A 26577-nucleotide genomic window follows, 5' to 3' on the forward strand; every position below is an offset into this window, starting at 1 on the left:
GACGTCCGGTGGTCGGCTGGTCGCCAGACAGAAGGCCCTCGCGAGAGGGCCGGAACAACGCCGGAATAAGGAGTGGACCGTGGAACCCGGTGGTCAGTTGAACATCCAGGAGCTGCTCCAGCAGGCGCAGGCCGTCCAGGAGCAGCTCTTCACCGCCCAGCGCGAGCTGGCGGAGGCCGAGGTGAAGGGGACCGCGGGGGGCGGGCTCGTCACCGCGACCGTCAACGGTGAGGGCGAGGTCACGGGGCTCTCGATCGACCCGAAGGCCATCGACCCCGACGACCCGGCCGACACCGCCGAGACCATCGCCGACCTGGTACTGGCCGCGATCCGCGACGCGGCCCGCGAGGCGCGCGAGTTGCAGCAGGAGAAGATGGGTCCGCTCGCCGCGGGCCTCGGCGGCGCCATGCCGGGCCTGGGCGGCGGCGGGTTGCCCGGCGGTCTTCCGGGCGGTTTCCCCGGCCTCGGCGGCGGCCCCGGTGCGGGCGGTGCGGGCGGTGCGGGCGGTGCCGGTGGGCAGCAGGGCGGCGAGCCCGGGGCCTGATCGCGAGGCGGCGATGGCGAAAGGACGCGCCCCGGTGGAACGTCCTAGAAGGTAGTTGGACGCGAAGAAAGGAAGGGTCCGTTGTACGAAGGGGTGGTTCAGAACCTCATCGACGAGCTGGGCAGGCTGCCCGGCGTCGGCCCCAAGAGCGCGCAGCGGATCGCCTTCCACCTCCTCGCCGCGGATCCGGCCGACGTCGAGCGGCTGGGCAAGGCGCTCAAGGAGGTCAAGGACAAGGTCCGCTTCTGCAAGACATGCGGGAACGTCGCGGAAGAAGAGGAATGCCGGATCTGCCGTGACGCGCGCCGCGACCCGCAGGTGATCTGCGTCGTGGAGGAGTCCAAGGACGTCGTCGCCATCGAGAAGACGCGGGAGTTCCGCGGCCGCTACCACGTGCTGGGCGGCGCGATCAGTCCGATCGAGGGCGTCGGCCCGGACGACCTGCGCATCCGGGAGCTGATGCAGCGGCTCGCCGACGGCACGGTGACCGAGCTGATCCTCGCGACCGACCCGAACCTGGAGGGCGAGGCGACCGCCACGTACCTCGCCCGACTGGTGAAGCCCATGGGCCTCACGGTCACTCGCCTGGCCAGCGGCCTGCCGGTGGGTGGCGACCTCGAATACGCCGACGAGGTGACGTTGGGCCGCGCATTCGAAGGACGGAGGCTGCTCGATGTCTGAAGCCAACAGCCCACAGGACTGGAACGTCCTCGCCGAACGCGTGGCGCGCCATGTGGAGAACTACCTGAACGGCCTGGAGGCCGTCGCGCGCGGCGACGGCGAGGAGCACACGATCCCGCTGCTCCTGCTTGAGGTGTCGCAGGTCATCCTGGCCGGCGCGCAGCTCGGCGCGAGCGCCGACGTGATCCTGCCCGACAACTGGGAGCCCGAGGTCGGCCCCGACCCGGACCTCGACGCCGTCCGGCAGGGCCTCGCCGAGCGGCTCGCGGGGCTGGACGAGTACGTCGAGGTCTTCGACCCGTACAAGGACACCGAACCCACCTCCTACCGGCTTTCGGACGACCTGGTGGACGTGGCCAGCGACCTCGTCCACGGGCTGCGCCACTACCAGCAGGAACGTCCGCTGGAGGCGCTCTGGTGGTGGCAGTACTCCTACTTCAACCACTGGGGCAACCACGCGGGCGCGTCCCTGCGAGCCCTCCACGCGGTGGTCGCGAACGCCCGCCTGGACGTCGCGCACGAGACCGCCACCGCCTGACCTAGCCGGACGCCTCGCGGCGTTCGGTTCGCCCCACCCTCCCCAACCGGCCCGTTCGATATCCCGGGTGACGTCCGTCCCTTATATCCGGGACCGGTCCCGGGCGGTCACTGGCACGCTGTGCTCCCTATCGGCGGATGGGGAGGGAGACCGCGCGTGGACGGCGTGGGGACGACATTACGCGGCGCGCTGGCCGCCATCCCCCTCGTCCTGCTGATGACGGCCTCGGACGCGTCCACCGGGCAGGCGGCGGCACGACCGACCGGCTGTTCGTCCCCCGGCCAGGTGTATCAGGCGAACATCCTCGTGAAGCACGGAGACGCTCCGTCCGAGGCGAAGGCGCTGTTCCTCGTCTGCCAGCAGAACCGGTTCGTGAAGATCGTGGACTCCGACGGTCGCTCCTACGACGACCTGGACGACTTCCGCGCGCACAACCACCTCTTCGGCGAGGACGACATGATCATGGTGCCGCGCTCCTTCCCCGCGGTCGACGCGAGCCAGAGCCCCGGGTTCGGGCCGTGGGTCTCGGGACACACGTCCACGTCGCAGGCGTGGCGCTGGCTGCCCGCCGGAATCGTCCTCGTTCTCGTCCTGGGCAGCGGCGGCGGCTTCGCCTGGCTGGTCACCCACCGGCGGAAGGCGCCGGTCGGCGGTGCCACGAGCACGGGAGCCCCGGGTGACGGAACCCCTGATGGCGGCGAAGTCCCGTGACCTCGGACGGCTCAGGCGAAACCCGCCGAGACAACCCCGACCCCGCGTCACGACCACCACCGACAGCGGAAACAACCCCTCAACAGGGCCTTCTCTCTGGAACACCACCGCGCGGAGGGGCTGAGCGCCCTCCGCGGCAGGGCCGTGATCTTGGCTATCCGTGACAGGTGTTACCTGGTCGTAATCCACTGGAACCGGATCGGTAGACTCGCTGATCGGTACGCCTGACCCCGATCCGAGGAGCGCCCACCCGTGGCTCTAGTCGTGCAGAAGTACGGTGGCTCCTCCGTCGCCGACGCCGAGTGCGTCAAGCGGGTCGCCCAGCGCATCGTCGCGACGAAGAAGGCGGGCAACGACGTGGTCGTCGTGGTGTCCGCCATGGGTGACACGACGGATGATCTCATCGACATGGCCAAGCAGGTCAGCCCCCTGCCACCGGGCCGTGAGCTGGACATGCTGCTCACCGCCGGTGAGCGGATCTCCATGGCGCTGCTCGCCATGGCCATCGCGAACCTGGGCCACGAGGCCCGCTCGTTCACCGGCTCCCAGGCCGGTGTCATCACCGACGGCTCCCACGGGAAAGCCAAGATCATCGACGTGACGCCCGGACGCATCCGGACGGCGCTGGACGAGGGCTCCATCTGCATCGTCGCCGGGTTCCAGGGCGTCTCGCAGGGCACCAAGGACATCACCACCCTCGGCCGCGGCGGCTCCGACACCACCGCCGTGGCGCTCGCCGCCGCGCTGGACGCCGACGTCTGCGAGATCTACTCCGACGTCGACGGCGTGTTCACCGCCGACCCGCGCATCGTCCCGCCCGCCCGCAAGATCCCGCGGATCTCCTACGAGGAGATGCTGGAGATGGCGGCGAGCGGCGCGAAGATCCTGCACCTGCGCTGCGTGGAGTACGCGCGCCGCTACAACATCCCGATCCACGTGCGGTCCTCGTTCAGCCAGAAGGAAGGCACGTGGGTCGTCGACAGCAGCGACATCGAAGGGCACGACATGGAGCAGGCGATCATCTCCGGGGTCGCGCACGACCGGAGCGAAGCCAAGATCACCGTGGTCGGGGTGCCCGACAAGGTCGGTGAGGCGGCGACGATCTTCACGGTGCTGTCCGAGGCCGAGATCAACATCGACATGATCGTGCAGAACGTGTCCGCCGCGTCCACCGGGCGGACCGACATCTCCTTCACGCTGCCCGCGAGCGACGGGCAGAGCGCGCTGACCGCGCTGAACAAGCTGAAGGAGCGGATCGGGTTCGAGTCGCTGCGCTACGACGACCGGATCGGAAAGGTGTCGCTGATCGGCGCGGGCATGCGCTCGCACCCGGGCGTCACCGCCGCGTTCTTCGCCGCGATCGCCGACGCCGGGGTGAACATCGAGATGATCTCCACGTCCGAGATCCGGATCTCGGTCGTCGTCGCCCAGGACGACATCGACACCGCCGTCGCCGCCGCGCACCGCGCGTTCGACCTCGACGCCGACCAGGTCGAGGCCGTGGTCTACGGCGGCACCGGCCGCTGATCGCGGACCGCCCCGTCCTCCTAGGAGACCGCCGAGGACGGGGCGGGACGGGACAGCCGGCTCAGCAGCCGCTGCCCCTGCCGCGGGCTGAGGTTCAGCCGCCGTCCCAACTCGGCGCCGGTGATGTTCGGATCGGCCGCCAGGATGATCTGCGCACGCGCCTCGGTCCCGGCGGTCGCCGACGTGAGACCACGCCGCGGCGCACCCGAACCGCGCGCCTGCGCGGCCGCGGCCGGGCCGCGTTGCCGCACGGGCGCGGCCGGCTCGCGCGGTTGCGCCGAAGCCGCCGGAAGATGAGGCTGGACGGCCGGGCTGCCCGGCTGCGCTGCTGGGGCCGGTGGACGTTGCCGCGCTGGTACGACCGGGTCGCGCAGTTCCGGAGCCGCGACCCGGTCGCCTTCTGGTGCAGACGCCGCAGTGCTGAGTGGCTCCGGGGTCGCACCCGGATCGTGCGGTTGTCCATGCGCGGACTGATTCCGTGGCCGCCCGGCGGCGGGACGCGCCGGCGCCGGACGCGGCGCGCGTCCCCCGGCAGCCCGTCCCGGCGCAATCGAGGTCTCCTCGCCCGGAGTGTCGGACGCCTGTGCTTTGGTGAGCGTGGACGGTTCCTCGGCGGACGCAGCGCCCGTGACCTCGGGCAGAGCCCCGCCCAGCGCGGCCCCGACCGGCGGCGCCTCCTCCAGCGCGGTTCCAGCCGGTGGGCCGGGAGCGGGGGTGGTCAGTTCGGTGACGCGGGCCAGGGCCTGGTCGAGCATGACGCCGTCCGACAGCATCCAGACGACGTCCGCCGGGGCCTTGTTCTTCCACGCGCGGCCGTAGTGGTCGCGTAGCAGGGCCAGCGCGCGCCGGCGGCGCTGCTCGGCGGTGAGCGCCCGGGGGTAGGAGGTGATCTGCCACAGCACCATCCGCCGCCACATGCGGAAGGTCGAGATCGGCGCCAGCAGCCAGCGGGCCAGCGGGACGCCCTCGCGGACCGTTCCGGCCGCGATCCCCGCGCGCCGCCGGATCGCGTGGCGGACGGCCTCCACGAACGTCACGAACAGCACGGGCATGGCCGCGTGCATCACGACACCGGCCGGATCCCCATGCGCGGCCGACACGTTCAGCCATACCGTCGCGCCGGTGAAGGCCATCGCCATCCAGCGCAGCGCGGGCATCGGCATGGCCAGCCATTCCAGGAGCAGGGCCACGGACACGAGCGCCAGGATGCCGAGGTCGACCCCGGCGGGCACGATCCATGCGTGCCCGCCGAACCAGGGCTCGGCGACATCCCGGACGGAGGCGTACGAACCGTAACCACCGAGGCCCGCGAGCCCGGCGAAGAACACGCCGCCGATCACCGCCAGGATCCGCTGGGCCCACGTCAAGGGCGGTACGGGCGGGCCGTGGCCCGCCGTCGTGTCCTCGTCCATGGCGGTCATGTCGATGTCCCTTTCCGCGCACCCGGGGGCCTGGGTGCCTGGTCGACGATCTCCCAGGGACCGTAGCGTGATGGCGTCCTTGATAAGGGGCAAAGCCGACGAATGGTGTAAAAGCCCCGGTCAGCGGCATGCGGTCCGGGCTGCGTCGCGTGACGCGGCCCGTCGGTGTCACCGTGATCGTGGGAACCGGCCGGAGCCGGTGAGAGTTCAGTTGTGTGGACCTGCGTACGCGACTCGATGACGAGAGGGCGGGTGCGACCATGGCTTCGACGGCCGGGCCGAACAGCACGGACGGACGAGAGGGCAGACCCACCCTCACCGTCGTCGGCGCGACCGGCGCGGTCGGCGCGGTGCTGCGCGACCTGCTGTCCACCCGCCTGGACGTCTACGGGGAGATCCGCCTGGTGGCCTCGCCGCGGTCGGCGGGCCGGACGCTGACGGTGCGCGGCGAGCCGTCCGAGGTCGTGCCGCTCGGGCCCGAGGTGTTCGACGGAGCCGACATCGCGATCTTCGCGGTGCCCCCGCCGGTCGCGGCGGAGTGGGCACCGGTCGCGGCGGCCCGCGGCACCGTGGTGGTGGACGCCTCGCCCGTGTTCCGGACGAGCCCGGGTGTGCCGCTGGTCGTCCCCGAGGTGAACCCGGAACGCGTCCGCGACCGTCCGCGCGGCATCATCGCGAGCCCCGGCTGCCCGACGCTGTCGATGATCGTGGCGATCGGCGCGCTGCACCACCGCTACGGGCTGCGCGAGCTGGTCGTCTCGTCCTACCAGGCGGCGTCCGGGGCGGGCCGGAGCGGCATCGAGACCCTGTACGCGCAGATGGAGAAGGTCGGCGGCGACCGCGCGCTCGGCAACCGCGCGGGCGACGTGCGCGGCGCCGTCGGTGAGTTCGGACCGTTCCCGGCCCCGCTCGCGATGAACGTCGTCCCCTGGACGGGCTCGCTGGGCGCCGACGGCTGGACCTCCGACGAACTCGGCATCCGGGACGAGACACGCAAGGTCCTGCGCCTGCCGGCCCTGAAGGTCGCGGCGACCTGCGTCCGCGTCCCGGTGACGAAGGCGCACTCGCTGTCGGTGCACGCGGTGTTCGGCGACCGGGTCGAGCAGCGCGAGGCCCAGGCGATCCTCGCCGGATCGCCCGGCGTCGTCCTCTGCGACAACCCCGAGTCGCACGAGTTCCCCACCCCGGCGGACGTCGTCGGCACCGACCCGACCTGGGCCGGACGCGTCCGGTGCTCGCTCGACGACCCGAAGGCGCTCGAACTGTTCCTGTGCGGCGACAGCCTCCGCAAGGGCGCCGCCCTCAACGCCGCCCAGATAGCCGAACTGATCGCCACCGAGCTCTGACGTCCCCCCCAGGACGGACATCCGTGCCGCCGCCCGTCCCGAGCGCAGGCTCAAATACCCACCACGTCACCTGGTGCCGCGCCACGAACCACTTCCCCATGATCGGCCGGCGTTGCCCCAACCACCTCCGCGTGGTCACGCTCGGCCGGGCCCGCTTGGCGCAGGTGTCGACCGGGGGCGCGTGCCTGTAGGTCCAGATCACATCCGCGTGCACCGGACGACGTCCACGCGATCAACGTCGGTTCTGGACGGGGTTCTTGTGAGGTTGGACGGTGTCCAGGCGGGTTTGGACGGCGGGAGCGAGACCGCGCGACTGGCCTTTAGGGTGGCAAGGGTGACCGAGACGAAGGCCGTGAAGTCCGAGCAGACGCGCGCCCTGATCGTCGTGACCGCGTTGAGGCTGTTCCGCGAGCGCGGGTACGAGGCGACGACGATGCGGGCCATCGCCAAGGAAGCGGGCGTCTCGGTCGGCAACGCCTACTACTACTTCGGCTCCAAGGAAGCGCTGATCCAGGCGTACTACGACGAGCTCCAGGAGGCGCACGCCGCCGCCTGCCGGGCCGTGCTCGCCGCCGAGAAGGACTTCGCGCCCCGGCTGCTGGGCGTCCTGAAAGCCCGGGTGGACACGATGGTCCCCTACCACGAGTTCGCCGGGAAGTTCTTCAAGTTCGCCGCCGAGCCGACCAGCCCGCTCAACCCGTTCAGCGCCGAGTCCGGGCCGTCCCGCAACTCCGCCGTCGAGATCTACCGCGAGGTCGTGGACGGCTCCAGCCTCAAGGTCGACAAGGAGTTCCGCAAGGAGCTGCCCGAGCTGCTGTGGCTGTACTCGATGGGCATCGTCCTGTACTGGGTGCACGACAACTCGCCCGGCTGCCGCAAGACCTACCTCCTCGTCGAGCGGACGGTCCCGCTGGTCAACCGCATGGTGTCGATGTCGCGGATCCCCGGCTTCAAGTCGGTGACCAGGGAGCTGGTCGACATCATTCGCGACGTCCGGGCCTGACGCCCGGGATCAGCGGAACAGGATGTCCCAGTGGTCGCTTTCGCGGGCGAACAGGGCGCCCGCCGGTGACCGGTAGAGCTTGGCGCCGTCCCTCCGCACTCCCACGAACGGGTAGCGCGTGACGGCACCGTCGACGCAGGAGCCCGTCGCGATGTCGAGTTTGTAGCCGTTCTCGTGGCTGTACTGCCCGCCCGCGTGCCCGCGCTCCGTCCCGCCGGTGACGGTGATCTCACAGCCGCTCCCCCTGGCGAAGACGAGCAGCCCCTTGAGCGAGCCCCAGCGCAGCCCCTCGAAGGACGTGCAGGTCGGGATCGCCGCGTCGGAACAATTGCCTGTCGAACGCCAATCGATCCCCTTGGCCCGTAGGACGTACTCGGCGAACTGCTGCTCCACCCGGATCGAAGCGGGCAGATCCTCGATCTCAGAACGCGGCGGGACGGTCCGATACGGCGTGCCCGACACATACCGACGGGACATGGGCTGAGGCTCCGCCGACGCGGAGGCCGACGGAGACCCGGGAAAGAACACCGCAGCGGCCACGGCGAAAACCGTCACGCCAACCGCCGACCGGCCCCCAAGCCCCGCACCACTTCGTCGCCGACCAACCTCCAGCCCATCACCCACCCGAACATCGACCACTGGAGCATCTGCGACCCCGGCCTCGACCGCCCCGATGTCACCCCCTCGCCCACTCCCCGACCGCCCACCGGCGCCGGCTGCTCGACCGCCCAAGCCGCGGACCTCAGACGCGCCGTCGGGTCTCGCCGCATCGGACGCCGCGTTGCGTTCGGGGGAAGGGGCGTTGTCGAGCCGTGCCATGCATCCCCCCGCTTCGGCTCTCCGGCGCGGAGAGCGACGGTTCGAGCGCTGCGCCGCCGCGTCGGACGACGGCGCCGGGGGGGTGCCGATCACGTGGACCGGCTCCTGCTCACTGGCGACCGCTCGGAGGGATGCCCCCCACTTCGATCTTGTAAACCCACAGCCCAGACCCCACCCGCAGCCCAGACCCCACCCGCAGCCGGAGCGGCGCCTCGCAGGAAAGCGTGTGCCGGACGTTCCATTGGTCGACCGCATAAGAGCCGCCCTGTGGACTCGCGGGTGGCTGCCCACGCATTTACGCGCAGTACAAACGAAACCCCGCCTCCCCGCCTCCCCGCCTCTCTGCCTCCCCGCCTCCCCGCCTCCCCGCCTCCCCGCCTGCGGGAACGAACCACGACTTACGCACCCGGCACGGCGACCCCGCGCAGACGCATGCGGCCGGAACCCAGACTCCCAATGCGCAACAACGGACCGCCTATACGCATGCAAGGCGCCAGCTCCCAGCTGCGGACTGCTTCTCGCGTACCGCCACACACGACCGTCCGCCCACGACCGTGCGCCCACGACTGTGCGCCCACGATCGGTGTCGTCGCGCACGCCGGGCGATCATCGCCGGGGGTGGGCGGCGGGTCAGGGCCCGGGGCCCGTCCGCCGCCGGAGGGTGGGTCAGGGCATGTTGAGGTGTTTGCGGGCGAAGGCGATTTCGGTGGCCATCTGTTTGATCCGTTCCTCGACGACGAGGGAGCCGTGGCCGGCGTCGTAGCGGTACACCTCGTGGGGGTGGCCCAGGTCGGTGAGCCGTCCGAGGTAGTTGTCGATCTGCCGGATCGGGCAGCGCGGGTCGTTCTCCCCGGCCAGGACCAGGACCGGGGCCTTGACCTGGGAGACGTAGGTGATCGGGGACGACTCGCGGTAGCGGTCGGGTACCTCGTCGGGGGAGCCGCCGAACAGGGAGCGGTCGAAGGCCTGGAGGCCCTCCATCTCGTCCTCGTAGGCGGCGACGTAGTCGGCGACGGGGACGCCCGCGACCGCGACGCTCCAGTCGTCGGGCTGGGTGCCGATGCCGAGCAGCGTCAGGTAGCCGCCCCATGACCCGCCGGTCAGGACGAGGCGTTCCGGGTCGGCGAGGCCCGAGGAGACCGCCCAGTCGCGGACGGCCTTCACGTCTTCCAGTTCGGTGAGCCCGACCCGCCCTTCGATCGCGTCGCGCCAGGTCGAGCCGTATCCCGTCGAGCCCCGGTAGTTGACGCGCACCACCGCGAAGCCGTGGTCGACCCACGCGGCGACGGCCGCGACGAACGAGTCCTCGTCCTGCGCGGTCGGCCCGCCGTGGATGTCGAACACCGCCGGGAACGGACGATCGCCCTCCGGCTTGCTGATCAGGGCGTGGATGCGGCCTCCCGGGCCGTCCACCCACACGTCCTCGACCGGCACGGACGGCGGCGCCGTGGGACCAGGCGGGGTCAGCACGACCGCGCCCGACGTCGAGCGGATCACCGGTGGCTCGGCGGCGGACGACCAGGAGAACTCGACCGTCCCGTCCGGCCGGACGGCGGCCCCGCCGATCACCCCGCGCGGCGTCTCGATCCGCTCCAGCGCGCCGGTGCCGAGGTCGTAGCGGTACAGCTCGTCCCGCGCCTCGTGCGAGTGGGAGATCAGCAGCGCGGACCCGTCCGGGTACCAGCTCGCGCCGATCTCGCCGGGCAGGTCGAGGACGATCTCCTGCTCGACTCCCGCGACCGCGTCCCAGATGAGCAGTTCGTCCCGGCCGCGCCGCTCGTGGCCGACCAGCAGGCGCGCGTCGCCCTCCACAGGCGCGAACCCCGATCCGTAGACGCCCTTGCCCGGCCCGTCCCACAGGTCGCCGACCGTGGACCCGTCGGCGCGGACGACCCGCAGCGCCATGTGGCGGCTGTCGCCGTGCTCGCTGTGCCCGATCGCGACCAGCGCCTCGTCCCGCGAGAGGCCCGCGACGTGCGCGTCCTCGGCGTGGTGGTAGAGCACCTCGGGCTCGGCGCCGGGGCGGCACAGGTGGACGGAGTTGCCGGATTCGTTCGTCCGCCCGACGACGGCGAGCCCGCTCGCGCCCAGCGCCAGCCCCGACGGGTACGACGGCTCCAGCCCCGGAACGGCCGGGACGCTCTCCGCTCCCTCCGGCGCGTCGAACGCGACGCGCTTCCACACGCCGAACTCGTCGCCGTCGGTGTCGGCGAACCACCACACCCACGCGCCGGACGGATCGACGGCGCCCGTCCACGTCCCGTTGGGACGCTCGGTGACCTGCCGCCGCTCACCGGACTCGCGATCCCAGGTGTAGATCTCCCAGGTCCCCGTGACATTGGACTGGTAGATGCTGCGACTCGGGGCGTCGCGCGCCCACCGGGGGAGGCTCATCCGCGCGGCCCGGAACCGCGCCCGCCAGCGCTCTTCGTCGACCATGCACCCCAGTATCGCCGCTCACGGCCGCCTCGGACGAAACCCGGTGCACCTGTGGACAACCCTCAGCGATCAAGGGGGACGGAACCGTCCGATTCCTCCCAAACGCCATCCGGGACGTTCCTGACCTCCGCCGACCGCGAACCCGGGTTGAGCGTCCGGTGGACGGCCCGCGCCACGCGTTCGATCGTGGTCACCCCGTACGCCATCGACGGCGTGTCCTGCGTCAGCACCACGATCATGTAGTCCTCGCCGTGCCCGTCGAACGCGCCGATGCTGTGGACGCGCCAGTAGCGGCCCTTCCTGGGAAGCCAGCCGTTCTTCACGTGCCACGTCACCTTCGCCGGGGTCCCCGCCGGAGCACCCCACCGCTGGGATGCGATGACGTCGTTCATGAGCCCCAACGCATACGCGCGCGCCTTGTCCGGTAGCAGCTCGTTGTGCCGGGTATAGCGGCTGAGCAGCGCGATCTCGTCCTCTGCCGTTATCTGGGTGAGCCCCCAGTAGCCGGACGGGCCGAGCGTCGTGTGCGACATCCCGGCCAGTTTCAGGAACCGGGCCATCCGGGCCCGTCCCACCGAGCGCCACAGCCGGGACGCGGCGTCGTTGTCCGAACGCGTGACCATCTTCTGGGCCAGGGACTTCTCCGTGGCCGTCAACGACCGGTCCTCGTCCGCGGCCTGGCGGAGCAGCCCGCCCAGGATCGTGGCCTTGACGACGCTCGCCGAGTCGTAGTGGCGTCCGGCGGCGACCGCGCAACGGATGCCGCGCTTCCGGTCGAGAACCGCTACCGATTCCGTCCCGGCGCGGTCGGCCAGCGCGATCCGGATGCGCGAGCCCAGCGTTTTCGCCATCGTCGGATGCGCGGACGACGCGCACACGCTGGCCGGGGCGGCCGAAGCGTCAGGCACCGGTAGCAGAGCGCCGGTCGCGAGCACGGCGACCGGTAGCAGCGTCGAGGAGCGGAGTCCTGGCACGCCGTCACGGTAACGACCCCTGGACGGGAAGTCGCGGACATGACCGGCAACGGACCCCTACGGAACCGTCAGGATGTGGCCAGGCGTCCGACGAACTGGTCGATCGCCACGCGGACCTGCCGGTCCATGGCCCGCGCGAAGCCCGCCTCGACGGTGATCTCGGCGCCGGGCCGCAGCCGCGTGAGGGTGTCGGTGAGGTCGCCCAGGCTGGTGTCGCCGACGCGTCCGACGACGTGCTTGGCGATCAGCCGGACGAACAGCGCGGCGAGATCGTCCATCGTGCGCTGGATCTCGCATCCGGCCGTGAGCACCTCCTCCAGCGGGACCCCCGCGCCGACCAGCGTGACGGCCGCGTCGAGCTGGCGGCGGCTCCAGAGGGTGACGCGGTCGCCGTCCATCTCGACGAAGCCGAGGGAGGCGGCGCGGTGGATGACGCTGGGCGGATCGTCCTCGTCCGGGAAGAGCGCGGCCAGCTCGTCCAGCGTCATCGTCACCGGGACCTCGTGCGACCACGGTGTCGTCGCCGCCTTCTCGACGCCGAGCACGACGCCGATGTCGCGGCCGAGCTCCCAGGCGGACAGCAGCTCGCGGATGCCCTCCAGCGTGTGCCCGCGCTCCAGCAGGCCGCCTATCATGCGCAGCCGCGCCAGGTGTGTCGCCGAGTACAGGCCGACACGGCCCGAGCGTCGCGGCGGCGGAATCAGCTTGCGTTCCTGGTAGTAGCGCAGTGTCCGTACTGGAACCCCGGCGGCCTCCGCGAGCTCGCCGATACGGTACTCGCGCCTGTCACCGGTCGCGTCGGGCCAGCGGCCCTGCACGCCGTCCCGGCCTCGCGCCGGTTCTTCAGTCACGGCCGCCAGCATAGTTCGTGACGAACGGCAACCCTCCGTGCCCGGGACGCCCTAGGGACGGGCGAGGGTCGGACAGGGGAGACGCCCAGACCTGCGCGGGGACGACCAGGGCCGCGCCGGGGGAGCGGGCGGGCAAGAGCGTGGCCGGAGTCGGGCAGCGGCCAAACGCGGTCGGGCGGCGGCGATGCCGTGGACGCGGAACGCCTCCATGATCGCGCACGTCAGACCTGCGTTACCCTCGGCCGGGCTCCGGCATCCGCGAAGAAAGAGGCATTTGATGCGGAAGTTCCCCTCCGTCGTGCTCGCGACGTCCGTTCTGGTCGCAGGGCTGGGCCTCGCCGGATGCTCCGAGAAACGCTGGTGCGAGCACGACGCGACCGACACCAAGGTGAGCGACCGTTACTGCAAGAACGGCACGCCCGGATACGAGTGGGAGTCCGGCAGCAGTCACAAGAAGTCCAAGAAGTCCAAGAAGAAGCACTGACGCATGCGGGCGACCTCCACATGACCCACGGCGCGGGCCTACGTGCCGTACCCCCGCGTCGGCCTAGGTGACGCGCCTCGTGCTTATGACCTTGCGTGGTCGGCGCCGCCGCTTCTCGTCGTTCTCCTGTGCCGCCTCGGCGGCGATCAGCTCGCGGAGCGAGCGGGGAAGGATGTCCTCGCGGCGGTCGGTGAACGGTGAACGCATCGGATCTCTCCCTCGGCAGAAGTCCTGGGTGCGAATCCTCTTGCGGGCCGTGCTCGGATGTGCCGGTGTGCCGGGCTCGATGGGACGGGCGGTCTCAGGCCGCGGCGGCGTATGCGGCGGACACCGTGGTGAGCGCCCAGCGCATGCGGGTGGTGTAGGTCTCCGGATGGTCGCCCGCCTCCTGCGCGACGACGGCGGTGCATATCGAACGGTCCCCGCCGCAGGCGCAGAGCCGCGCGTCGATGGCGGTGCGGACCTGCTCGGCGGACGGCTCGTCGGACGCCTGGAGCCCGGAGCTGAACAGGATCTGGGCCAGGTCGGAGGTGCTCAACGGGGTGAGGCTCAGCGTGTTGTGTGACATCGTGCGCCTTCTTCCTGCGGAGGGGCTCCTCATTCCCCTGCTTGCTACTTACGACTCTGACGGTTGGCGCGAGTCATCGCTATCGGGGAAAACCCCTATCCAAGGTGGAGTCTTCCCCGCGACGATCCGTAGGGTTGGCCCTACTCCCAGAACGGAAGGATCTATTCTGCAAGATGTTCCATGAGGCGGGACAGCAGGGCGCGGCTCGCGTCCGGGGAGAGCGCCTCACGTTCCAGCCTGTTCCAGACCCGCTCGAACGCGTGTGTATCGGCTGGTTTGTCGAGGTAGAGCGCCGTCGTGAGCAGCTCCACGTAGACGACGTCCGGAATGGCCTGCTCGTCGAAGCGCAGCACGGTGAACGCGCGGCCGGTCGGCGCGAGGGACGCCCGGTCCGCCGGGATGATCCGCAGGTCCACGGTGGCGGCCTCGCTCACCCTCGACAGGTGCCGCAACTGCCCGCGGATCAGTTCCGGACCGCCCACGAAACGCCTTAAAGCCGCCTCCTCGACGATCGCCGCCAGCGTCCGGCGCTGGGATCGCGCGAACACCCGCTGGCGCATGAGCCGGACGCTGATCCGGCCCTCGATCTCGATCGGCGGCATACCCTCGCGGATCCCGTCCCTGATGGCGAGGCTGGCGCGCGCGTACTCCTCGGTCTGGAGCAGCTCGGGGATCTGGCACGGATCGTAGGTCCGGACGGACCCGGCGGCCTCCTCCAGGTCCAGGTAGGGGTGGGTCCAGGACGGGATCATGTCGCTGTAGCGGTGCCACCAGCCGCGGGCGTTCGCCTCGCGCGCGAGGCGGAGCAGGTTGCGGCGCTCGGCGTCGTCGGTCACGCCGTACAGGACGAGCAGGTCCGCGATGTCGCGCTCCTTGACCGCCGTGCGGCCGAGCTCCATCCGGCTGATCTTGGAGTGGCTGCCCCGGATCGCGTACCCGGCCTCCTCGCGGGACAGGCCCTTCAGCTCGCGGAGCCTGCGCAGCCGGGCGCCCAGCAGCATGCGCCTGACCGTCGGCCCCCGGGCGTGGGCGGCCGGCCCCGCAGCCATCAACGGCGCTCCTCAAGATCGTCACAGCACGTGCATATGCACGTGCATTGGAACAATCTTCCCACGGCTCACGGACGCTCGACGGACTATTTCGGGGATGGCCAGAATAAGGATATATGTCAGAATTTGGCCATGCATCGTGTCGTCGTGCTGGCCCTGGAGGGCGTGTACCCGTTCGAGTTGAGCATCCCGACGCGGATCTTCGCGTCCGCGCGGTCGGCGGCCGGCGAGCCGCTCTACGAGGTCCTCACCTGCAGTATCGACGGCGGGCCCGTTCGGACGTCGGCCGACTTCTCCATCACCGTGGACCACGGGGCCGAGCTGGTCGGCACGGCCGACACGCTGATCATCCCGCCGTTCGGCCGCAGCGGCCCCGCGGATGAGACGGACTGGTACCCGCCGCCGCTCGCCGTCGTCTTCTCCCGGCTGCGTCCGGAAACCCGGATCGTCTCCATCTGCACCGCGTCCTACGCCCTTGCCGCCGCCGGCCTGCTGGACGGCCGCCCCGCGACCACCCACTGGCAGGAGGCCGACCACCTCCAGCGGCTGCACCCCGAGATCAAGGTGGATCCGGACGTCCTTTTCGTGGACGACGGCGATGTCCTCACCTCCGCCGGGGTCGCCGCCGGAATCGACCTGTGCATGCACATCATCCGCCGCGACCACGGCAGCGAGGTCGCCAACGGCGTCGCGCGGCGCTGCGTCATCCCGCCGTGGCGCGAGGGCGGGCAGGCCCAGTTCATCGAGCGGCCCATTCCCGGGCCGTCCGCCGCCACCACGTCCGCGACGCGCGACTGGGCGCTCCGGCACCTGCACCGCCCCATTCCGCTGACCGAACTCGCGGCCCACGCGCGCATGAGCGTCCGGACGTTCTCCCGCCGTTTCCGGGACGAGGTCGGCATGCCCCCGGGCCAATGGCTGACCCAGCAGCGCGTCGAACTCGCCCGCCGCCTGCTGGAGACCACCGACCTGCCCGTGGACCGCATCGCCGCCGAATCCGGATTCGGCACCGCCGCCTCTCTCCGCCAGCACCTGGTCGCCACGATCGGCGTTCCGCCGTCCGCCTACCGCCACACTTTCCGCACGGCCGAGCCCCGCAGAACCGGGGCCGGGCCCCGCGCATTCGGGACCCGTCCGGCGGAGGCTCGCGAAACGGTCTGACCGCGGACGCCGTCAACGCAGGAACTGCTCGAACCCCCTGGCCAGCGCCACGGCCATACGCTGCCGGGACGTGGCGTCCGACATCGTCGACGCGTCCCCCGGATTGCCCATGTTGCCGCATTCGATGAACACGACCGGAACCGTGGACATGTTGAGGCCGCCGAGGTCATCCCGCTGGTCCAGGCCGTTCCGCCCCACATAGGTGGAATAGGGGATGCCCGTTCCCGTCCGGTAGGCATCGCGCACCACCGTCCCGAGCCGCCCCGACTCGGAAACGATGGAGGCGTTCTTCCCCACCGGAAGGGGCCGGATCACATGAAACCCATGCCCGTTGGGCGGAGCCCCGTCGGCGTGGATGGACAGCACGGCGTCGGCGTGGAGCCGGTTGCCGATCGCCGCCCGCTCGGTGACACAGGGGCCGACGCCCTTGTCGTTCTTCCGCGTCAGCACGACCTGGGCACCCGCCTCTCGCAGGACGTTCGCCAGCCGGTTGGCCAGATCCCAGGTGAACGCATGCTCGGTGTAGCCGTCGGCCGTTTCGGTCCCGGTCGTGTTGCAGGGCTTGTAGCCGTTCCCGATGAAGACCTTCTTGTTGATCTCCTTCAAATGCCGGGCATTTCCGCCATTGTGCCCTGGGTCGAGCACAATGACCTTCCCTTTCATCCCGGCACGCGAAGGGGTAGGCGAAGCCGGGCTCGCCCTCTCCGAACCCACCTCGCCGTCACCTCCGGAAGAACACCCGCCGACCAGGCACAATATAGCCAGAACCCATCCACGCCACCCCATGCCCCGTCCCCCCGGTCCCGAAGCCGCCGACGCTCGAAACCTAACCGCCGCCCAATGCCCAGGCAATCACCGATCAGCCCCAGGCTGATCAAAAAGAAACACGAGATTCGCGATGACGAGACGCGGATATCGCCTGCGAACTGACCCTGAGCGCCACTCGGCCGGGCACCCGCCCACGGCGGACACCCGGCCGGGCACCGCAACGGTTCAGCGTCCGCAGCGGGCGGGCGGCGGAGCCAGATCGACCGCGCCGTCGATGACCTCGATCACGTTGCCGGCGGCGTCCAGGCGGACGGCGTGCGCGGCCATATGGTTCGAGACCCCCCGAGCGACCGGATTCGGGTGGACCTCCCGGATCCCGGTCGCGGTCGAGATGTCGTTGTCGTTCCGGAAGAACTCCGTGCCGTTGTCGGTGAAGCTGACCGACCAGCGCTGCCCGGCCGCCGTGGTGGCGATCTCGAACTCCTCGCCCGCGACCAGCTGGTTCGGCGGGGTGCCGTCGTCGTCGTACTGCGACTTCAGCGTCCACGGCGTGCCCTGCGAACCGGTGCCGGCGGCCATCACGGGACGTCCGCACGGACGCTCCTTCGCCTGCGCGGCGGTGCCCGTCGCCGCGGCGGTGGTCAGCGCCAGCGCCGCCGAGGTCAACAGTCCTACTGCTATTCGCATACGCATCGAGGTCTCCTCCTCTGTTCGGCTCGTCCGGTTGATAGGCCCCCGGGTTACAGGGGCCGTGTAACCCGGGGGCCTATCCCTTGTCGAACCCGACTGTCGGAGAAGGGACGGGGAGATGGGGAAAGCAATGGTGGTCATGGCCGCCACCGTGGGTGCCGCGTTGTCGACGGCCATGGCGTACGTGCCGCAGGCCAGACCCGCGCAAGCGGCCACCGCCACGCGGGGGGAGGTGGTGATCCAGTGGAACCGGACCCTGCTGGGGATCGTGCGGACGCCCGGCGCGCAACCGGCGACCGTCCACGCCACGCGCAACTTCGCCATCATGCACACGGCCATCGCCGACGCCGTCGACGCGAGGTCCGGTTCCGCCTATGCCGCCGCGGCCGAGGCCGGGCACGACAGCCTGACCGCGCTGTACCCCGCCCGGCGCGCCGACCTGGACCGGCAGCTCCACGACGAGCTCGCGAACGTGCCGGACGGCCCGGCCAAGACCGCCGGTATACGCGCAGGTCAGCGCGCGGCCGCGGCCGTGCTGGCCGACCGCGCCCACGACGGCTCCGACGCGACCCCTCCGCCGTTCGTCCCGGGCGACCGTCCGGGCGACTACCGGCCCACCCCGCCGGCGTTCGCGGCCCCGGTGTTCACGCACTGGTCCGGTGTGCGGCCCTTCGTGCTGGAACGCGGCGACCAGTTCCGGCCACGCCCATACCCCGCGCTGACCAGCCGGACCTATGCCAAGGCGCTCAACGAGGTGCAACTCCTGGGCAAGGACACCAGCACCGAGCGCACCGCGGACCAGACCGTCCAGGCGCGCTTCTGGGCCGCGCCGATCTGGAACTACTGGAACGAGATCGCCCAGGACGCCGCGCAACGCCACGGAACCGGGCTGGCCGCCACCGCCCACCTGTTCGCCACGCTCGACCGGACGTTCGCCGACGCGGCGATCGCCTTCTACGACGGCAAATACCACTACCGCATCTGGCGTCCCGTAACCGCGGTCCGCGCCGCCGACACCGACGGAAACCCCAGGACCCACGCCGATCCGGCATGGAACCCGCTGGCGGTGACGCCTCCCGACCCCTCCTACCCCGGCGCGCACAGCGTCGTCGGGGAGGCCGGAGCGACCGTCCTGACCTCCTTCTTCGGCTCGGACGACCACTTCACCGTCCGCTCGGAGGCGCTGCCCGACGTCACCCGGTCGTTCACCGGTTACCAGGACGCGGCGGACGAGGCCGGCCTCAGCCGCATCTACGCCGGCATCCACACCCGCCTCGACCACACCGCGGGCCAGACGCTCGGCTCCCGCGTCGCCCAGTACGTGCTCACCCACACAACAAGCTGACTGACCCGTCCGGGAGAGGGCGGCCGAGTGCGTCCACCACGTGGGCGCACTCGGCCGTGGACGGCGGCGAACGGAGGATCACCCCCCAGGTGATCCTCCAAGCCCGTTTCGACGTGCTCCAAGAAACGGCGGAAAGGATCGTCATGCGCCGCTGGAACCCAGTACGACGCAAACCACCCGAACCGGCGGCACCACCCCCCGACGCCCGGGCGCCGCTGCACCTCGTCCAGGCGGACACCTATGCGAACTGGGAGGCGATCTACCTCCACAACGTCGACCGCATCTACCGGCTGATGTTCTCCAAGGTCGGCAACCGTCCCGACGCCGAGGACCTCACCGCAGAGGTCTTCCTGACCGCCCTGCGCCCGCTACGGGTCTCCGCGAGCGTCGGCGAGGTCCGCGCCTACCTACTCGCCACCGCCCGCACCGTTCTCGCCGCACACTGGAAACGCACCCTCGGACGCGAAATCACCGTCATCGACCTGGACCAGATGGCCATAGGCGACGAGCCCCCCGAGGAAACCAGCAACTCCCAAGGACGAGTCGAACAACTCCTGGCCGCACTACCCGAACGCTACAGACGCGTCCTGGAACTGCGCTTCCTGAATTCCTGCACGATCCGCCAGACCGCGGCCGAACTCGGGACCACGATCGGCAACGTCAAAGTGATCCAGCACCGCGCCTTACGCCTCGCAGCAGAACTGGCCCGCGACGACCCAAGCCTCCAAGGATGAGGGTGACCATGAGAGGACTGCCCCGCTTCGTCGAGACCCTGCTGTCCGGCGGCCGCCCCCGGCCGTTTCCAGCCGACGACGCCGACGCGGAAGCCCTGCGCGTGGCCATCGACCTGCGCGCGGCCCGCCCCGGCTCGGACGCCCCTCACGAAGAGTTCATCACCGCACTGCACCGCCGCCTGGCCCGTGACCTGGCCGAACCCACCCCCTCCACCACCCCGGCCCGCCGCCGCCTCGTCCTGGGCACCGCCGTCGGCGCCCTGGCGGGAGCCGTCGCCGGCGTCTTCACAGGCCGAGCAACCTCAAACGACCCGCCCACCGCGAACAGCGGCGAACTGACCCCCGACCTGGGCATCTGGCACCCCGTCGTAGCAGCCGCCGACCTCCCCGAAGGCGCCGTCCACGGCTTCACCGCCAGCGGCATCGACGGTTTCGTGACCCGAACCAACGGCCGCCTGCGCGCCGTGTCCGGCGTCTGCACCCACCAGGGCTGCCGCCTGACCCCGCACCCCGAAAAGGGCCTCCGCTGCCCCTGCCACGGCGCCCATTTCGCCCCCGACGGCACCGTCCTCTACCACCGCCTGAAAGCCCCGATCCCAGCCCTCCCCCGCCTGGCCCTACGCCAAAGAAACGGAACAATAGAGGTCTACATCCCCCAAGCCTGACCCCAGCCCCTACAACGAACCAGAACCGTCCACCAACCCCAGGCCACTATGCCTCGGAGCACCAAGCGGAGTGCCTCACCCGAGCCTCAAAAAACAGAACCTCCCTGAGCCGCTCACCCGTCCGACCCCAAGTCTTGATGGCGTGGCAGTTGGGGCATAGCGCGATCATCTGGATCGGATGGTCGCGCCCCCACCGCGCCCTGTCGAGAACATGGTCGACCTCAAGAATGGGGTCGCCGTTCTCCTTGACATCCTCGGGCTGCCCGGCGCACAACGGGTTCTCGCACCGCCCACCGCTTCGCATCAGGACGGCCCGGACCGCAGCGGAAGACCGCACAGGCTGTTCACGGGCAGCCCGAGTGCTGGTGCGATCGTGATCCCCACGCGCCTCCGCAGCCTCGATCGTCCCGCAGAGCCGACGATAAGCATCCCGCGAATCCGCCCCCTGAAACGGAGACTCGTCAGCACACCCTTGCCCCAAACCGGCTTCCTCAAGCAGCCCTTCGGGCAGACCACCACCAAAGAACCGACTGCCCAGAAAGCCGACGGCCTCCATACGGACAGACGCGTCAAGCTCATAAACCCAAACCGCAAGACCGCATGAAGGATTCTGCTCATCAAGCCATGCAACCGGGTTGCCATGCGCCGCCGGCACGTCACCAACATGGCCCCGCAACTCCCAAAGGTCCGTACGAGCAAGCGCCAGGACGGGAAACTCAGGCGTCGCCCTGGAACTCGGCTGCCCGTACTCCCGCATGAGCCCCCGCAGCTCACGTCGCGCGCTTCTCCAGGAAACCAACCGGGGACGGCGCTGTGCCGCCCGCCCCAGAGCCCACAGAAGCGTGATGGGCTGGTGCCGAGCAGGCCCCTCCGCGGTGATGGCGACCCGCAACGAACCGAGGAGCTCAAGAAGACGCTGCCCAGGCGCGGGCGGCTCATCGGAGACCACCTCGAACCCCAAACGCGCCAGAAGCCGACCGACCGTCTGCTGCCCGCCGGAGAACTCACCTGCCGACAGCGGCCGTCCGGCCACGTGACGGTAAGCCACCCCAACAATCGCCTTCGAGTCGTAGTAGACCCCGCCATAGCGAAGGAAGTACCGACGAGCTTCCTCGAAGCCGTACCGCTCAAGAAACCGCTCCCGCCCGACCTGATCACACTCGGCGATCGCATCCAGGACGGCCTCACGAGTGATCACCGACAGATCCATGCCGGCATGCTATGCCCGAAATGGCCAACGCCGACCAATCCCAGTGTCCCATCCATTGCCCGTCGACAACCGATCCAGCCGACAGAAGCCAACTGCCAAGCCGGCGATGGTCCCTACCTCCCGATATCACCGACCGTACCTGAACAACTCCAATCCGGATACCCTCTTTTGGATCACAGATCACTTGGCCCGACGTTAGGGATATCCGGACACCAATGCTGTCGCAGACCTAACAATTGCCTTCCCGCACCATGCAGCCAGCGGCCTCTCCGTGACGGGATGGTTTTGCGGCCCGTCTGACCTGTTAGGCATCGCCTCTGAATGAGAGTTGTCGTCGGCAGCGCGCTCCTCCACGATCGAGGACGAGGTCCGGCCCTGCCCCCGCGCTCTTCGACCTACCTCAGAGTCCCGTCCTGAGCACAGGCTGGACGCCGACCGAACGGCGCCGGTGGGGCTCAGAGGAGGGTGACGGTTCGCTGGGACAGGCCGGGACAGGTCGTGTCCATGGTCGGGGTTGGTTCGCGACAAGGCATGGACAAAGCCTTGAGGCCGGTCTCCTTGGTGGAGAACCGGCCTCTGACCTGCATCTTTATGTCGGGGTGGCGGGATTTGAACCCACGACCTCTTCGTCCCGAACGAAGCGCGCTGCCAAGCTGCGCTACACCCCGGTGGTGGCTGCCCGGGAGTCGTACGTGCTCCCGGCGCCTTGACCACTTTAGCGGATGCTCGGGGGTGCTGCGTCCTCAATATCGGGGCGCTGGCTGGGTGTGAAGCTGGTCACGGTTGCGGTGGGGGCGTGGGCCTTGGGTCTGCCTCGGTCGCTGGGAGCCATCGTCGCAGGTCGGGTGCGGCGGCGTGTGAGGGTGAGCGGGCCGCTCAGGGGCGCTGGGGGCGGGTGGGTGCTGTCAGGTCCTTGGCTGGACAGGGGGTTGTCGGTGGTGGGTGATCTGATGGTTATGGAGGGGAGTGGGTGGTGGTTTGGTTGGGGTGCTTGGGGTCAGCGGGGGACGAGGGTGAGGAGGGATGCTTCGGGAGGGCAGCAGAAGCGCATGGGGGCCGTTGGGGAGGTGCCCAGGCCGGCTGAGACGTGCAGCCAGGAGCCGCGGTGGCGGTGGAGGCCCTTGACCCGGGGGCGGTCGATGCCGCAGTTGGTCGCCAGGGCGCCGTAGAAGGGGACGCAGACCTGGCCGCCGTGGGTGTGGCCCGCCAGGAGCAGGTCGTAGCCGTCGGCGGTGAAACGGTCCAGGTTGCGGGGCTCGGGGGAATGCATGACTCCCAGGTGGATGTCCGCCTGCGGGTCGACGGGGCCGGCGACCTTGTCGTAGCGGTCGCGGTTGATGTGGGAGTCGTCGATTCCGCCGAACTCGACGTCCAACTCGCCGACCTTGAGGCGGCCGATGCGGTTGTTCAGGTCGAGCCAGCCGGCGGCCTGGAGGGACGAGCCGAGCTCGCGGTAGGGCAGGTCGGGCTCGCGGCGATGCCGTTTGTAGTCGGCCTTGCTGGTTCGCCAAATGTAGCGAAGGGGGTTCTTGAAGACGGGCGAGTAGAGGTCGTTGGACCCGTACACGAAGACGCCCGGACGGTCGAGGAGGGGGCCCAGGGCATCCAGGAACGGCCCGATCGCATCGCGGTGCGAGAGGGTGTCGCCGGTGTTGACCACGAGGTCGGGTTCCAGCGCGTCCAGGGACCGGACCCAGCGGATCAGCCGTGACCGGCCGGGCGTGAGGTGCGCGTCGGAGATGTGCAGGATCTTCACCGACGGACGACCGGGCTGCAACACCGGAACGTCGAAGCGGCGGAGGCGGAACCAGTTCCGCTCGATCACCGAGGCGTACCCGAAGGTCGCGGCACCCGCGCCCAGGAGGCCCAGGGGCACGGTGTAGATCTTTCGCACGGTTCTCCCTTCTCAGGTCTCCATGCTTCCAGACACGGGCACCCTGCGGTAATCCTGATGAGGCAACTGGGTCTGGACGGGCATGATGTGACCATGGCCCTGAAGGAGAAGCTGGAGACCGACCTGTCGGCCGCGATGAAGGCCCGTGACGGCGTGCGCACCCGCACGCTGCGCATGGCGCTCACGGCGGTGAAGAACGAGGAGGTCGCCGGCAAGCAGTCCCGCGAGCTGTCGGACGACGAGGTCGTCAAGGTGCTCGCCCGGGAGGCGAAGAAGCGGCGGGAGGCCGCCACGGCGTTCGATGACGCGGGCCGTGCGGAGCAGGCTCAGGCCGAGCGGGACGAGGGCGTGGTGCTGGAGGAGTACCTGCCCGCGCCACTGGCCGACGAGGAGCTGACCGCGCTGGTCGCGGACGCGATCGCGGCGACGGGCGCGGCCGGTCCGCGTGCGATGGGCCAGGTCATGAAGGTCGTGAACCCCAAGGTCGCCGGGCGTGCGGAGGGCGGACGCGTCGCCGCGGAGGTCAAGCGCCAGCTCGCCACCTGAGCGGCCCCTGGTCGGTCAGGGCGCGCAGGGCAACGGTTTCGTGGGTGCTGCTGCGGCGCATCGTCCCGCCGTCGGCGGAGGGCGCGAGGCGTGGATCAGCGGGGCGGATGAGGGCAAGCAGTGTGATGCCCTGCGCGCGTTCGGGCAAGCCCGTGCGCGTCTCTGAGATCTCGTGGCCGGGACGTAGAAGGGCCCGGCGGATGCCGGGCCCTTCGTGGGATTTACTGGCCCCAAGGAGGGCTGCCGAAGTTCGGTGACGGGCGGCCGTTGTCGCGACCGCCGCCTCCCTTTCGGCCGCTGCTCACGTAGAGGATGACGGTGGTGCCGGGGCCGACCTCGGTGCCCGCGTCCGGGGACGTGGAGACGACCGTGCCCTTCGGCTGGTTGGAGTCGACGGAGCCGGACGCCACGCTGACCTTGAGGTCAGCGGCCCTCAGCTTGGCGGTCGCGGCGGCGACCGGCAGGCCCTTCACCTTCGGGACGCTGGTGGTGTCGCCGAAGTCGCGGGACGGGGTGTTGAAGCCGGGCGCGGGCGTTCCGGCGAGAGCGTTGCGCATGCTCTGCTGCCACATTCCGCCGGGGATGTCGGCGCCGTATACGCCGTAGACCTTGTACTGCCAGGGGCCGCGGAAGTCCCAGTAGGCGGTGGCGGCGGCGAGCGTCGGGGTGAAGCCGGCGAAGACCGCGCAGGTGAACTCCTCGCAGGTGCCGGTCTTGCCGGCGGCCGGACGTCCGAGGCTGCGTCCCGCGGCGGTGCCCTTGGTGAGGACGCCTTGGAGGATCCCGTTCACCTTGTCGGCGACGGCCGTGTCCACTGCTTGGTGACAGTCCTGTTTGGGCAGTTTGAGTCGCTTGCCGTCCGAGTCGATCACCTCGGTCACCGAGATGGGCGCGCAGTACTTGCCGCGTGCCGCGAAGCCCGCGTAGGCGGCGGCGAGGTGCACCATGTCGATGTCGTTGGTGCCGAGGACCTGGGACGGAGCCGGGTAGAGCGCGTTCCCGTTGCCCTGCTTCAGGCCGAACTTCTCGGCCATCTTGACGGCGTTGCAGACGCCGACGCGCTTCTCAAGCTGGGCGTAGAACGTGTTGACCGAGTGCCAGGTGGCGGTCTTGAGGTTGAAGTTGCCCGCCTCGCTGTCACCCGCGTTGGACAAGGTCCAGTTGCCGCCGCCCGCCATGTCGTTGTCGTACTTTTTGCCCTGGTACGTCCCGGTGTACTTGCAGGGATTGAAGCCGTTGACGCTCGTCGTCTGCGGCGAGTTGATGTTGGTGCTGACCGGGATGCCCTGGTCGAGCGCCTCCGCCAGCGTGAAGACCTTGAACGTCGACCCCGCGGAAACGCCGTTGCCGCCGCCGTGCTGGGCGTCCGCCGGGAGGTTGATCGTGGTCTTGCCCTTGCCGGCGCCGAACTCCTTGCTCAGCCCGATCGCGCGGACCTTGCCGGTGCCGGGCTCGACCATCGCCTCCGCGCCGACGCGGTTCCCGGTGGGCTGGACGGTGCCGCGCAGGGCCTGGTCGACGGCGCGCTGGTCGTCCATGTCCAGCGTGGTGCGGATCGTGTAGCCGCCGCGGTTGAGCTTGTTGACCACGTTCTGCCGCTGCTTGGGCTCCATCTCCCAGTACTTGCCGTTCGACAGGATGTTGAGCATGTCGTACTTCACGTACTCGCAGAAGTACGGCGCCTTGCTCGTCTCGCATCCGCCGACCGGGTCGGTCCGGTTCAGCTGGATCGGCTTGGCGGCCTCCTGGTCGGCCTGGGCCTTGGTGATGTGCTTGAGCTCCACCATCCGGTACAGGACGGTGTCGCGCCTCTTGCGCGCGTCCGTCGGGTTGCGGATCGGGTCGTACGCGGTGGGGTTCTGGGTGATGCCCGCCAGCAGCGCGGCCTCGCCGAGCTTGAGCTTGGACGCGGGCTTGCTGAAGTAGCGCTTGGACGCCGCCTGGACGCCGTAGGCTCCGGCGCTGAAGTAGGCCACATTCATGTAGCCCTCAAGGATCTGGTCCTTGGTCATGCGCTGTTCGAGGTCGAGCGCGTAGCGCAGTTCGCGGAGCTTGCGTCCGACGGTGGGCGCGGTGACCTCGCGGTACTCCTCCTGCGTGGTCGCGCTGTCGACGAGGAGGTTCTTGACGTACTGCTGGGTGAGCGTCGAACCGCCCTGCGTCTGCTCGGACTCGACATTGGACGCCAACGCGCGGATGGTGCCCTTCAGGTCGAGCGCGCCGTGCTCGTAGAAGCGCGAGTCCTCGATGTCGATCATGGCCGTCCGCATGATGGGGGCGACCTGGTCGAGTCGGACGGACTCGCGGTACTTGTCGAAGAACGTGGCGACCGGCTTGCCCCCGGCGTCGTACATCACCGTCTTCTCCGACGGCGGTGTCGTCTTCAGCTGGCTGTCCATGTCCTCGAAGTTGTTCGCGGCGTCGCGCGCGGTCAGGCCCGCGCTCCCGACACCGGGCAGCGCGATGAACGCGACCAGGACCCCCGCGACGACACCCGCAACCAGCAGCCTGAACAGCGTGGAGAGGGCCTTACCCCGATCTGATTTCGCAACGCGCACGGGCTCTAGAGTACGCGGGACGACCAGTGCATTCGGGACAGGTCCCCCGGC

The 26577-nt window shown here is 70.0% G+C and carries 26 protein-coding genes and 1 tRNA gene; 13 read left to right on the top strand and 14 right to left on the bottom strand.

Going from position 1 to position 26577, the window contains the following annotated elements:
• The first annotated feature begins 79 nt into the window (after positions 1–79).
• The 5 genes from GNZ18_RS15600 (at position 80) to GNZ18_RS15620 (ending at position 4001) form a co-directional block, all read left to right on the top strand.
• The gene (locus GNZ18_RS15600) at positions 80–544 is read left to right on the top strand and encodes a YbaB/EbfC family nucleoid-associated protein (RefSeq protein WP_214615618.1); all 465 of its coding nucleotides are present in this window, start codon (positions 80–82) and stop codon (positions 542–544) included.
• An 81-nt stretch (positions 545–625) separates the two neighbouring features.
• Positions 626–1225: a recombination mediator RecR gene (recR, locus tag GNZ18_RS15605; RefSeq protein WP_117397332.1), complete on the top strand. Its 600-nt coding sequence runs from the start codon at positions 626–628 to the stop codon at positions 1223–1225.
• Positions 1218–1763: a DUF5063 domain-containing protein gene (locus GNZ18_RS15610; protein ID WP_156217199.1), complete on the top strand. Its 546-nt coding sequence runs from the start codon at positions 1218–1220 to the stop codon at positions 1761–1763. The genes recR and GNZ18_RS15610 overlap by 8 nt, the downstream gene beginning before the upstream one ends.
• Before the next feature lie 156 nt (positions 1764–1919).
• Entirely contained in the window at positions 1920–2474 is a 555-nt protein-coding gene (locus GNZ18_RS15615; protein ID WP_156217200.1) for a hypothetical protein, read from the top strand.
• A gap of 252 nt (positions 2475–2726) precedes the next feature.
• The gene (locus tag GNZ18_RS15620) at positions 2727–4001 is read left to right on the top strand and encodes an aspartate kinase (protein WP_214615616.1); all 1275 of its coding nucleotides are present in this window, start codon (positions 2727–2729) and stop codon (positions 3999–4001) included.
• A gap of 20 nt (positions 4002–4021) precedes the next feature.
• Here GNZ18_RS15620 and GNZ18_RS15625 read toward each other — a convergent pair whose 3' ends face one another.
• On the bottom strand, positions 4022–5422 hold the full coding sequence (locus GNZ18_RS15625) for a DUF2637 domain-containing protein (protein ID WP_156217201.1): 1401 nt from the start codon (positions 5420–5422) through the stop codon (positions 4022–4024).
• 260 nt (positions 5423–5682) lie between these two features.
• Between GNZ18_RS15625 and GNZ18_RS15630 the strand changes: the two genes are divergently transcribed.
• Both GNZ18_RS15630 and GNZ18_RS15635 read left to right on the top strand, forming a co-directional pair.
• On the top strand, positions 5683–6768 hold the full coding sequence (locus tag GNZ18_RS15630) for an aspartate-semialdehyde dehydrogenase (protein WP_156217202.1): 1086 nt from the start codon (positions 5683–5685) through the stop codon (positions 6766–6768).
• A 334-nt stretch (positions 6769–7102) separates the two neighbouring features.
• Positions 7103–7771 carry a TetR/AcrR family transcriptional regulator gene (locus GNZ18_RS15635; RefSeq protein WP_214615613.1) on the top strand — a complete coding sequence of 223 codons (669 nt, stop codon included), beginning with the start codon at positions 7103–7105 and terminating at the stop codon, positions 7769–7771.
• 9 nt (positions 7772–7780) lie between these two features.
• Here the strand turns inward: GNZ18_RS15635 and GNZ18_RS15640 are convergent, their stop codons facing one another.
• From GNZ18_RS15640 to GNZ18_RS15655, 4 genes are all read right to left on the bottom strand, one after another.
• Complete coding sequence (locus GNZ18_RS15640) at positions 7781–8248, bottom strand: hypothetical protein (RefSeq protein ID WP_216651314.1); 468 nt, start codon at positions 8246–8248, stop codon at positions 7781–7783.
• A 1008-nt stretch (positions 8249–9256) separates the two neighbouring features.
• A complete protein-coding gene (locus tag GNZ18_RS15645; protein WP_156217203.1) occupies positions 9257–11029 on the bottom strand; it encodes a S9 family peptidase in 1773 nt (590 codons plus the stop codon).
• A 62-nt stretch (positions 11030–11091) separates the two neighbouring features.
• Positions 11092–12003, bottom strand: coding sequence for a serine hydrolase (locus GNZ18_RS15650; RefSeq protein WP_312874547.1), 912 nt, complete (start codon positions 12001–12003; stop codon positions 11092–11094).
• Between the two features lie 68 nt (positions 12004–12071).
• Complete coding sequence (locus tag GNZ18_RS15655) at positions 12072–12854, bottom strand: MerR family transcriptional regulator (protein ID WP_312874548.1); 783 nt, start codon at positions 12852–12854, stop codon at positions 12072–12074.
• Between the two features lie 277 nt (positions 12855–13131).
• On the opposite strand from GNZ18_RS15655, the gene GNZ18_RS15660 reads away from it, so the two are divergent.
• Positions 13132–13338 (top strand): hypothetical protein, encoded by a 207-nt coding sequence (locus GNZ18_RS15660; protein ID WP_156217206.1) that lies wholly within the window; start codon positions 13132–13134, stop codon positions 13336–13338.
• Between the two features lie 63 nt (positions 13339–13401).
• Here GNZ18_RS15660 and GNZ18_RS15665 read toward each other — a convergent pair whose 3' ends face one another.
• From GNZ18_RS15665 to GNZ18_RS15675, 3 genes are all read right to left on the bottom strand, one after another.
• A complete protein-coding gene (locus GNZ18_RS15665; RefSeq protein ID WP_156217207.1) occupies positions 13402–13545 on the bottom strand; it encodes a hypothetical protein in 144 nt (47 codons plus the stop codon).
• Between the two features lie 94 nt (positions 13546–13639).
• Positions 13640–13906: a hypothetical protein gene (locus GNZ18_RS15670; protein ID WP_156217208.1), complete on the bottom strand. Its 267-nt coding sequence runs from the start codon at positions 13904–13906 to the stop codon at positions 13640–13642.
• A gap of 161 nt (positions 13907–14067) precedes the next feature.
• Complete coding sequence (locus GNZ18_RS15675) at positions 14068–14955, bottom strand: DUF5753 domain-containing protein (protein WP_156217209.1); 888 nt, start codon at positions 14953–14955, stop codon at positions 14068–14070.
• A 132-nt stretch (positions 14956–15087) separates the two neighbouring features.
• Between GNZ18_RS15675 and GNZ18_RS15680 the strand changes: the two genes are divergently transcribed.
• Positions 15088–16116 carry a GlxA family transcriptional regulator gene (locus GNZ18_RS15680; RefSeq protein ID WP_156217210.1) on the top strand — a complete coding sequence of 343 codons (1029 nt, stop codon included), beginning with the start codon at positions 15088–15090 and terminating at the stop codon, positions 16114–16116.
• A 12-nt stretch (positions 16117–16128) separates the two neighbouring features.
• On the opposite strand, the gene GNZ18_RS15685 is transcribed toward GNZ18_RS15680, so the two are convergent.
• Positions 16129–16779 (bottom strand): N-acetylmuramoyl-L-alanine amidase, encoded by a 651-nt coding sequence (locus GNZ18_RS15685; protein ID WP_246249882.1) that lies wholly within the window; start codon positions 16777–16779, stop codon positions 16129–16131.
• 330 nt (positions 16780–17109) lie between these two features.
• The gene (locus GNZ18_RS15690) at positions 17110–17577 is read right to left on the bottom strand and encodes a hypothetical protein (RefSeq protein WP_156217212.1); all 468 of its coding nucleotides are present in this window, start codon (positions 17575–17577) and stop codon (positions 17110–17112) included.
• A 115-nt stretch (positions 17578–17692) separates the two neighbouring features.
• Here GNZ18_RS15690 and GNZ18_RS15695 point away from each other — a divergent pair, with 115 nt between their 5' ends.
• The 3 genes from GNZ18_RS15695 (at position 17693) to GNZ18_RS15705 (ending at position 20318) form a co-directional block, all read left to right on the top strand.
• Positions 17693–18919, top strand: a complete 1227-nt coding sequence (locus GNZ18_RS15695) for a vanadium-dependent haloperoxidase (protein ID WP_156217213.1) — start codon at positions 17693–17695, stop codon at positions 18917–18919.
• A 143-nt stretch (positions 18920–19062) separates the two neighbouring features.
• On the top strand, positions 19063–19653 hold the full coding sequence (locus GNZ18_RS15700) for an RNA polymerase sigma factor (protein ID WP_156217214.1): 591 nt from the start codon (positions 19063–19065) through the stop codon (positions 19651–19653).
• Positions 19654–19661: 8 nt separating this feature from the next.
• The gene (locus tag GNZ18_RS15705; protein ID WP_173390781.1) at positions 19662–20318 is read left to right on the top strand and encodes a Rieske (2Fe-2S) protein; all 657 of its coding nucleotides are present in this window, start codon (positions 19662–19664) and stop codon (positions 20316–20318) included.
• Between the two features lie 46 nt (positions 20319–20364).
• Here GNZ18_RS15705 and GNZ18_RS41215 read toward each other — a convergent pair whose 3' ends face one another.
• The 3 genes from GNZ18_RS41215 to GNZ18_RS15720 form a co-directional block, all read right to left on the bottom strand.
• Positions 20365–21528 (bottom strand): HNH endonuclease signature motif containing protein, encoded by a 1164-nt coding sequence (locus GNZ18_RS41215; RefSeq protein WP_216651315.1) that lies wholly within the window; start codon positions 21526–21528, stop codon positions 20365–20367.
• A 594-nt stretch (positions 21529–22122) separates the two neighbouring features.
• Positions 22123–22196 (bottom strand) — tRNA-Pro (locus GNZ18_RS15715).
• A gap of 329 nt (positions 22197–22525) precedes the next feature.
• Positions 22526–23422: a metallophosphoesterase gene (locus GNZ18_RS15720; RefSeq protein ID WP_214615588.1), complete on the bottom strand. Its 897-nt coding sequence runs from the start codon at positions 23420–23422 to the stop codon at positions 22526–22528.
• A 57-nt stretch (positions 23423–23479) separates the two neighbouring features.
• Between GNZ18_RS15720 and GNZ18_RS15725 the strand changes: the two genes are divergently transcribed.
• Positions 23480–23968, top strand: coding sequence for a GatB/YqeY domain-containing protein (locus GNZ18_RS15725; RefSeq protein WP_246249883.1), 489 nt, complete (start codon positions 23480–23482; stop codon positions 23966–23968).
• Positions 23969–24189: 221 nt separating this feature from the next.
• Here GNZ18_RS15725 and GNZ18_RS15730 read toward each other — a convergent pair whose 3' ends face one another.
• Positions 24190–26526: a penicillin-binding protein gene (locus GNZ18_RS15730; RefSeq protein WP_173390782.1), complete on the bottom strand. Its 2337-nt coding sequence runs from the start codon at positions 26524–26526 to the stop codon at positions 24190–24192.
• Between the last annotated feature and the right edge of the window lie 51 nt (positions 26527–26577).

The organism is Actinomadura litoris, from assembly GCF_009733595.1.
GTDB lineage: Bacteria > Actinomycetota > Actinomycetes > Streptosporangiales > Streptosporangiaceae > Spirillospora > Spirillospora litoris.